At 43.3% G+C, this 9,163-nt stretch carries 5 protein-coding genes and 2 pseudogenes; all 7 read right to left on the reverse strand.

Annotation, left to right across the window (positions count from 1 at the left end; all coding sequences use genetic code 11):
• Positions 1-212 precede the first annotated feature (212 nt).
• The 7 genes and pseudogenes from nrdF to FFM78_RS13090 all read right to left on the reverse strand — a co-directional run bounded on the left by nrdF (position 213) and on the right by FFM78_RS13090 (position 8,845).
• Complete coding sequence (gene nrdF / locus FFM78_RS13065) at positions 213-1,163, reverse strand: class 1b ribonucleoside-diphosphate reductase subunit beta (protein ID WP_027821209.1); 951 nt, start codon at positions 1,161-1,163, stop codon at positions 213-215.
• A 14-nt stretch (positions 1,164-1,177) separates the two neighbouring features.
• Entirely contained in the window at positions 1,178-2,104 is a 927-nt protein-coding gene (locus FFM78_RS13070; protein ID WP_137638840.1) for a ribonucleotide-diphosphate reductase subunit beta, read from the reverse strand.
• Positions 2,105-2,210: 106 nt separating this feature from the next.
• Positions 2,211-4,358, reverse strand: a complete 2,148-nt coding sequence (gene nrdE / locus FFM78_RS13075; RefSeq protein ID WP_171001902.1) for a class 1b ribonucleoside-diphosphate reductase subunit alpha — start codon at positions 4,356-4,358, stop codon at positions 2,211-2,213.
• A gap of 27 nt (positions 4,359-4,385) precedes the next feature.
• Positions 4,386-4,844 carry a class Ib ribonucleoside-diphosphate reductase assembly flavoprotein NrdI gene (gene nrdI / locus FFM78_RS13080; protein ID WP_171001903.1) on the reverse strand — a complete coding sequence of 153 codons (459 nt, stop codon included), beginning with the start codon at positions 4,842-4,844 and terminating at the stop codon, positions 4,386-4,388.
• Positions 4,845-5,478: 634 nt separating this feature from the next.
• A pseudogene (locus FFM78_RS13905) lies at positions 5,479-6,042 on the reverse strand (IS30 family transposase); the annotation flags it as partial.
• Positions 6,043-6,048: 6 nt separating this feature from the next.
• Positions 6,049-7,284, reverse strand: a pseudogene (locus FFM78_RS14225) (YfhO family protein); the annotation flags it as partial.
• Positions 7,285-7,495: 211 nt separating this feature from the next.
• Positions 7,496-8,845: an IS4 family transposase gene (locus FFM78_RS13090; RefSeq protein ID WP_035457969.1), complete on the reverse strand. Its 1,350-nt coding sequence runs from the start codon at positions 8,843-8,845 to the stop codon at positions 7,496-7,498.
• Between the last annotated feature and the right edge of the window lie 318 nt (positions 8,846-9,163).

A 9,163-nucleotide genomic window follows, 5' to 3' on the forward strand; every position in this document is an offset into this window, starting at 1 on the left:
GGCAAATGAGAACAAAACCAATGAAAAAAACAGAGTTGAAAGTCGCATGACTTTCAACTCTGTAAAAGCTATTCATCAACAGGATTTGACAAAGAGCCGTAAATAAATTGGTTTCTAAATATAACTTCGTCAACACCGGTTGACAGAGGCACCTTTAATATCTCCTGTGGACATTGGCTTTTTTAAATTTGAATTATGCCTAGAAGCCTATGTTAGAAGTCATAGTCGCCGCTACTCATAGCTTCAGCATTACCCATTAGATAGCCAGCACCAACTTGTGAAAAGAAATCATGATTGGCCGTTTCGGTTGAAATTCCGTTCATTACGATTGGGTTGATATCTTTAATCTCAGCATTGGGGAAGCGAGATTCGAAGCCCATATTTTGGAGCGCCTTGTTGGCGTTGTAGTGAACGAATTGTTTAACGTCTTCCGCTAAACCAATCGGCGCGTAGACTTCTTCGGTGAACGCAAACTCGTTCTCAAGGAGATCATCGAGCAACTCATCCATCCACTTTTTGAATGGTTTTTGTTCAGTCACTGATAGCTCGTTATATCCCAATTGGAATTTGTAGCCGAGGTAGGTACCATGAACAGATTCATCGCGGATCACTAGTTTGATGACTTCAGAAAGATTTGCCAGCTTATTGTTACCACGGTACCAAAGTGGGGTAAAAAAGTTGGTGTAGTACAAAATTCCTTCAAGAAAGACGCTTGCGACTTTCTTTTCAAGGTTGTTTCCCGTTTGATAAATATCATTGATCCGTTTGGCTTTGTATTGCATTCGGGGATTATTGTTCATCCATTTAAACACTTCGTCAACAGTGGCTTGATCGTTCAAAGATGTCAAAATAGTGCCGTAACTTTTGGCATGAATTGACTCCATCATCAAAAAGTCATTGAGGACTGCTGCTTCTTTTCGTGTCCGAACGTCGGGCCGCATCACGTCGACTCCTTCTTCGGATTGGAGTGTGTCCAGCAAGGCTAATCCACCCACAACCCGATTGATAACCGATTTTTCGGTGCCAGAGAGTGTCCGCCAGTCCCGTAAATCATTAGAAACAGGTACTCGCGTATCCAGCCAGTATTGTGCCGTTGCTTTATCCCATACATATTCGTCAAGTTCGTCTTCGATGATGTCCCAATTAATTGTTTTATAGCTCATTAGTTGAATACTCCTTAAAAGTCGTAGTCGTCATCGGTCATTTTTTCAGTGTCCGATTCATTGTTTGCAGCCGTTACCTGTTGCAAGAATTGATTTTGGTCAATCATCAGTTCTTTGAGTTGCGCCACTAGTGAAGACGGTTGAACTTCGTAGACAGCGTTAAAGCCAAGTGACATTAATGCATGATTGGCACCATAGGAGGCCAGATTGATGGCTTCGGTGGCATCGTCAAGGTTAGCTTCTAAGAAATCTTTTTCGGTTTGCATGAGTTGATCAAACTGGGTGTTAATCCAATGCTGCAGTTCGGCTTGGTCACTTGACGCGAGGTCTTCAAACCCAAGGTGAAATTTGTAGCCGACATAGGCACTAAAGATGGCACTTCCACGAAGAATATTGGCCAACATTTGGTAGGTATTGACGAGAGAATGGGTTTGAAGGGTTGTCCAATATTTACCAAATGAAAGGCCAGTTTCGGTCAAAATAAAAAGAGCTTTTTTTTGTAAAGCCGTGCCATTGGTGCTCGTTTGAGCGAGTTGGTCGATTTCAGCTTGCAGATCAGCATTATTGTCTGCCCAAGTGAAATTTGCGCCACCATTGCCTGGAATCAGGGCCCGGAAAATGGTCGTGTAACTCTTAGCATGGACTGATTTCATGAAGGTAATGGTATTTAATACGGATTCTTCTTGTTGGGTTCGCCGATCATGGCGAATGGCAGGAGTGCCGACCTCTGATTGGTAGACGGCTAACATCGATGCACCTGCCAACATGCGGGTAATGGCCTGTTGTTGAGTGTCTGCTAGCTGTTGCCAAGCTGGTTGATCATTCGTGACGGGAATCCGAATGTCCAACCAAAAGTTAGTGGTGAGTCGTTCCCACATGTATTTATCGAAATTATCTTTAATATCATCCCAGTTAATTGCTTTGTAGTATAAATAGTCCATCGTTATTTGTTCGTCTCCTTAATTAGGATTCATGGGTATATGGGTCTTGTGACCCAATAACGTATGCCGGTGTGTTAAACGGACGGTAAGACCCCAAGTGAATTTCCTAGATCATGCATGATTCACATTCATTTGCCGTTTTGATTTCGTCGTCTTCTGTGAATGTTCGAATGTAGTAAAGTGACTTGATGCCCTTGGTCCAGGCGTAATTCCGTAACCGGTTAAGGTCCCGGGTCGTCATCTTCAAGTTGTCATTGTCCTTCCACTCGTAAAGGTCGGGTTTCAAAACTGAACGCATGAACAGTGTCAGACTCATGCCTTGATCAATGTGTTTTTGCGCTACGGCATAGGTATCGATGATTTTGCGTTGGTCGATATCATATGCGGGCGTGTAGTAGGGCAAAGTTTCGTTAGACAGGTAGGGTGCCGGGTAGAAGATTGATCCCACTTTATTTTCCTGCCGTTGTTCTACTAATTGTGTGATTGGGTGAAGTGACGCACTCGTTTCATTGACGTACGAAATGGAACCATTCGGTGCCACGGCAAGTCGGTTACGATGGTAAAGACCATCCGCCATGACGGCCTGTTTGAGGGCCTCCCAGTCGGCAACAGATGGTAATTTAATGTTTTTGAAAATCTCTGCAACTTTAGTGCTCTTAAATTCAAAGTCGGCGTTCAGGTATTGATCAAAGTAACTACCATCGGCGTATTTTGATTGCTCAAATTTGGCGAAGGTTTCGTGACGTTCGCGTGCAATTTGGTTACTCGTGACGAGTGAATAGTAGTTTAAGGCTAGGAAGTAAGCATCCGTAAACTCAAGGGCTTCTGATGAGCCATATTCAATTTGGTGGCGTGCAAGGGCAGTATGCAGACCCATGGCACCCAATCCGATCGTATGGTAAAGTTCGTTACCATGTTTAACGGTTGGGACTTCCTTGACGTTGGTTGTATCGGTCACGAGGGTGAGCGCGCGAACGGCGACCGCAACCGAGCGACCAAAGTCTGGCGAATCAATCATATTCATAATATTAGTTGATCCGAGGTTACATGAAATATCGGTACCAATGGTCTTATACGATAGATCATCATCAAGTTCTGAGGGTTCCTGGGGCTGGAGAATTTCACTACAGAGATTACTCATAATAATTTTGCCGTCGACGGGGTTCGTGCGGTTCGCCGTATCAATGTTCAAGATGTAAGGATACCCAGATTCTTGTTGGAGTTGAGAAATCTTTTGTTCTAGCTTCCGGGCGTTAAAGACCGATTTTTCGATATTCGGGTTGGCAACCATGTTGTCATATTCCTTCGTGATATCAATGTAGGCAAATGGCGTGTGGTATTCGCGTTCGACGTCATAGGGACTAAAAAGATACATCGGTTCGTTAGTCTTGAGCAATTCATAGTATTTATCGGGAACGATCAGCCCGAGGGACAGGGTCTTCACCCGAATTTTTTCATCCGCATTTTCTTTTTTAGTATCCAGAAAATGTAAAATATCGGGATGGAAGACGTTGAGATAAACCACTCCGGCACCGTTACGTTGACCAAGCTGGTTACTGTAACTAAATGAGTCCTCAAGTAACTTCATCACTGGTACAACCCCGGACGAGGCGTTGGCAATTTTTTTGATAGGATCGCCTGAGGCACGGAGATTTGACAGGTTAACACCGACGCCACCGCCAATCCGTGATAGTTGAAGGGCAGAATTAACGCCACGGCCAATAGAGAGCATGGAATCGGCCATATCAATTAGGAAACACGACACCATTTCTCCGCGGCGCTTTTTCCCCGCGTTGAGAAAAGTGGGAGTGGCGGGCTGGTAACGCTGTGAAATTAATTCATCGGCAACGTCATTAGCAAGTTGCTCATCACCGTTTGCAAGGTAGAGAGCATTGAAGACAACACGGTCGATAAAGCCTTCCAAGAATTGTTGTCCGTCGTTGGTTTTCATGGCGTACTGTGTGTAAAACTTGTACGCGCCGAGAAAGCTGCGGAAATGGAAGTGATGGTCTTTCATTCGGTCGAACAAGGACCGCACAAATTCGTGGGAATACTGATTCAAGATATCTGGATCAATGTAATCTTCGTCGACTAAGTAGTTTAATTTGGCATCCAATGAATCAAATTGTTTAGTCTTTGGTTCGACCGTCTCTTCAAAATAGGCCTTGAGGGCTTCTTGATCGTAATATAGCGGAATTTCTCCGTCGACAGGGATGTTTACGAGGTTATTTAAGTAAAAATAGGTATTTTCCATTTCTGGGGTGCTAGTTACCATTAGGGATTACTCCTTTGTTGTTTGAAAACAAAATTGATTGCGATAGGTTAAGATGGCATCGGCAATGCGCGGAATGTCGTGTGCGGTGCCACGTAGCTCAAAATCGGTAATGTAAGGAAAATCGAAGCGTTTAGCATATTGTTTAGCCGTGAGTGCAAACTGCTTATTAAAATTACGATTACCGCTACCGATAATACCGTAGCAATGCTGGTAATTGCCTTCGTACGCGAGGTAATCTCCCAAAATAGTAGTTAATATTTCAGTATAACCGTTATTAGCCCCATTACCACCTTTAAGAAAGGCTGGTAGGAAGGTAACAAACGGCTGGTCAAGAGTGGTGAATTCAGGGTGTTCTTTAACATTAATGGAACTAACCCGAACATGACGTTCTTTCTCAAAGTATGTTGTCAGTCTGCTAATAAAATATTTTGTGTTGCCATTCAAGCTGATGTAGAGGATATTTATGGTTTCCGTAACTAATCATCGTCCTTTTTATATATATGGTGGTTAGAATGACATTATAGCACTGCATATAGTAATTGCAACAATCAGGTAAATTAGTTAAAGGTCTGATTGAGCTAAAAATTGTGTTGAAAAGTTCATGCGAGGTGGCTAAAATGAGCCCACTATTGGTATTTTCAGCTTCACTAAAGGACGATTATTCATGCGGCTGTGAGTCTTGCGAGATGACTTTACCCGTCGGCGCAACTTCATTGTCAGTTCACTGTTAGTCAGTTCTAAGCGGCCGTCGACGGACATGGTAGTTCCGGTTGGTTCATTTTGAACCAGTGTACAAAGGAATCAACACTGTGAATACGCGGCTTACAATGCAATCCAAACACTAATTGGCGGAAGAATTCAGGTACCCTTAACACCTAACTTACAGCGCGACAGGCCATCCGCTGGTTGTCATAAATCAATTGAGCATTATCCGCAAAGTAGGTCTTAAAAGGCTGATGATTAGCACCAATTTGACAACCCGTTCCACATTTCAACTCATGACTGATCGTACTAGAGTTGCGATGAAGGTCACTGGCAATCCGACGGCTGGTCTTGCTGTCGAATTGACGAGCCATAATTAATTCGGTAGATTGCAACTTTAATCCAAATTTTTTGACAAATTAGTCAGCATGACTTGGCAAGGTGTTTGCCAGTTGAGTACTTTAAGCGGTCTTTGGTTAATTTGGAGTAACAGAGTTGTCAAATCTTGAGCACTAATGTGCTCAAAATAAGTCCCCTTAGGATAAAAATAGCGTAAGTTCCGATTAAATCGTTCATTACTGCCGCGCTCAGCTGGCGTATAAGCATGGCAGTAATAGGTCTTAATACCGTATTGTGCTTCAAGTGATACTAGACCGCTAAACTCAGTGCCACGGTCCAACGTAAAACTATGCACCGGGCCATTAAAAGTTGCTAGAAACTTATTTAGGGCTTCATTAACAGTTACTGCTGTCCGTTTTTTTAATCGGTAGGCCCAAAGGAAACGTGATTTGCAATCGATTAAGGTTAATAAAACTGTCTTACTATGCCCACGGGGGCCAACAATTGTATCTAATTCAAAATCACCGATGCGATTACGTCGATTAACCACGATGGGTCGCTGTTCAATTGACCGTCCTAATGATTGATTATATTTAGAACGTTGGTCAAGGTTACGCCGTTGGCCCCACCAGCCTAAAATCAGGGCCACCATCAGTCCAATCGGCAACCCCCATTTCCAGACAGGCGCGACCTGACGGGGACCGGCTTGCCAGGCCTCAAAAGCAATTATGATGAGCGCGAAGCTGAAGAAGAAGGCGTTCCGGTACGGAAAGCCGGCGGGCGTTTGAAATATGTGCCAGATTGTATCGAGTGTCCGAATTGCCATGCTCAAAAATAAGGCTAGTAACAGACCAAAGCCATGCCACTTGTGCGCTCGTGATAGTTGCGGGTGGATGAAGAAGCACCCTGCGAGCAGTAAAACTAGCGTGCTAGTGAACAGCGTTGGCGCGTGGGCCAGGCGCGTGGTGAAATTAGCGGCGCCAATCCCGAATTGACTGAGCGTTTTCCAGCCGATTTGCAAAACCGGCAAGTAACTGGAAGGCTTGACCGCCGTTTTGGCCGTTGTCAGCATGCCCAGCCCAGTCGGAATGAGCAGAAACATCGTACTCAAGCCACACAACAAGGTTGTCAAGATAAAGCGCTAAATCAAGGTTGATTGAGTGCGGATCGTCTGCCAGATGCGTTCACCGGCTGGTTTGTTTTCGAACAATTGATAAATGAAATAGTAACCGACGAACAGGCCGGTCATATAACCTAAATAATAATTGGTGACGATGCTGAGCCAGAACCAACCGAAGAATTGTACGCCGTGTCCGGTTGCAATCAAGCGGTCCAGCCCCATTATGACCAGTGGCAGCCAGATCAAGGTGTCTAACCACATCACCGTGAAATAATTGAGTGCGACGAATCCGCAGCAGCTAAAGGCCGTTCCAAAAATAGCCGTGGACCAACGCCGTGTATTGAAATGTGTTTGCAAAAACCAGGTCATACTGATGCCAATCGCACCAATTTTAGCGATGATGAGCAAACTCAAAGCGGCCGATAAATGGGCCGCTGGAAAAAATAAAATTAATAAGTTGAAGGGGCTTAATAAATAATACGCGATATTTGGTAAAGCGTTACCACCGATTGACTGTGAAAATGAATAGGCTTGAAAAGAATGTGCAAGAATTGCATGACGATAGGCGGTGAAAAACGATAAGTATTGACCGCCCATATCACTTATCAGCAAATTATGGTTGCCAAAGGGCGTAATGTGGTAGTACCCAAAGACGACCCCAATAATCATCATGGATAGCAGCCCTGAGAGGATGGCGACTGGCCACCGACTAGTTTGGCGATTGTGTATTTTTTGTTGTCCCATTTAGCCCAACTCCGATACTAGAAATATCATCAGACTAACATTCAATAGTCTCAATTTTACATAAAAATTCGTAAAAAATTTCTGAAAATAGTTATACTTTATAAGCAAGTATCGATAAATTTATTGAAAGTTTAAAGGTTGAAAGTACCCAAATAACTTCAAACTCCTGCTAGTCCTGAGTTTGAAGACTAAAAATTAGTTAATTCAGTTATTACACGCCATTGCCCAATAATTGGGCCAGATTATTGGGCAGTGTTCGGATAAATTGATCGAAGAGTTCATCAATGATGGTTGTTGTGAGCCCTAACTTTTCACCTAGACCAGTTAATTGGCGCATCAACCAAGCTAAAGCGACTGCGATCTCAATATCCGGCAACGGGCGGCCAAAATTATAAAATAAATCGCCAAGCGTTCGTTCATCAACTTGTTCGCGTTGATGCAGCGCTAAAATATCGTAACTCATCATGACCATGGCCATATGGCCGCACAGTCCATCGTAACTTTGGACTTGGGTTTGATCAAAACGCAGGTATTGTTTGGCTACTTTGAAGTAGCCCTCGATCTGCCAGCGACGACCATAAAGTTGAATGATTTGGTCAGGTTCTAGGGTCGTTTTTGTTGTACCTAAAACCAGATACTGACTGTGATCTGTTCGGTTAGGAACGAAAACTAATTTAACTTTCATGGGCTGACCTCCAACTTCGAAAGTGACAATGGGACTATAATGATAATTCTGATGCTGAGGCCATTTACTCCGCCGAAGGCGCTCGTACAACGATTTAACATCCATTTGGCGACCACGATAACGAAAATAAACTTTCTCACTGCGTTTGAGCATACCTACACCAAACTGACCGCGTTGCAGTAACTCAAAAAATAGTCTTGGTGAAGCAAACCAGCTATCAAACAGAACGTATTTAGTTTTAATGCCAGCACTTAAAGCCGAATCAACTAGCTCTAAGGCAACCTCATTCATTTTTCGTTTGGCTTGTGCTCGTCGCTGTGCGGCTAATGTACGCGGATCAAATTGGTTGATCGGACCTAATTGATTTTTGGCTTTGCCAGATGACATCAGCGCAAAATCAACGGGCAAGAAAGTATTCCCATCACTCCAACCTAAAGTTAACGTACGAAAGCCATGATAATAGCGCTGGTGATTATGATCAAAAACCCGAGCTAATAACTCAGTTTTACGCGAGAACTCACGCTTGAATAAGGAATCATCTAGGATGAGCGCTTGTGCACGGCGGGTATCCGTAAAGTGTTTAACATATTGAATTAGCCGCACTGCGAGTAAAATAACTAGACGTTGCCAATTTGTATGGCGATTATTGAGACAGTTGCGGGCGGTTTTCTTAGTAAAATGTGGATCAGATTCGGCACGAAAGATGGAATAGCGCGTAAAAATAGTGGTGATCAGCCATTCAAACAGGACTGGCACCTGAATACCACGAGTTTTATGGATATTAGCGCGACGTAAAACGTCAGGTAACTGGACCAATTTAGAAAAATGTTGCATTGCTAGGTGAATATTAGGGGTAGAATGTTGTATAGTAGACATGGCACGAAAACTCCTCTGTATGTTTGTTTTTTAGACGACTCAATTATACAGATACGGAGTGTTTCGTGTCTATTTTTATAACAAAAAAGCCCCAACAGATTGGGACTCAATTGGGAATATTAACTTTCAACCTTTAGATTTTAAAACTGTTTACACCATACCAAAAGGGGCTTCGAATACGAGGCCCCTTTTAGATTTAGCTATTAATCCGTATTAAAGTGGTTCTATACTTTTTCCTGTTGATAGCTTACTTAACATGGTAATCTATTAGCAGGATTTTTTAGTGCAAAATAAAAAAGGCCCATAAGCCTCGCACCT

The sequence above is a fragment of the Loigolactobacillus binensis genome (assembly GCF_005405165.1).
Taxonomy (GTDB): Bacteria; Bacillota; Bacilli; order Lactobacillales; family Lactobacillaceae; genus Loigolactobacillus; species Loigolactobacillus binensis.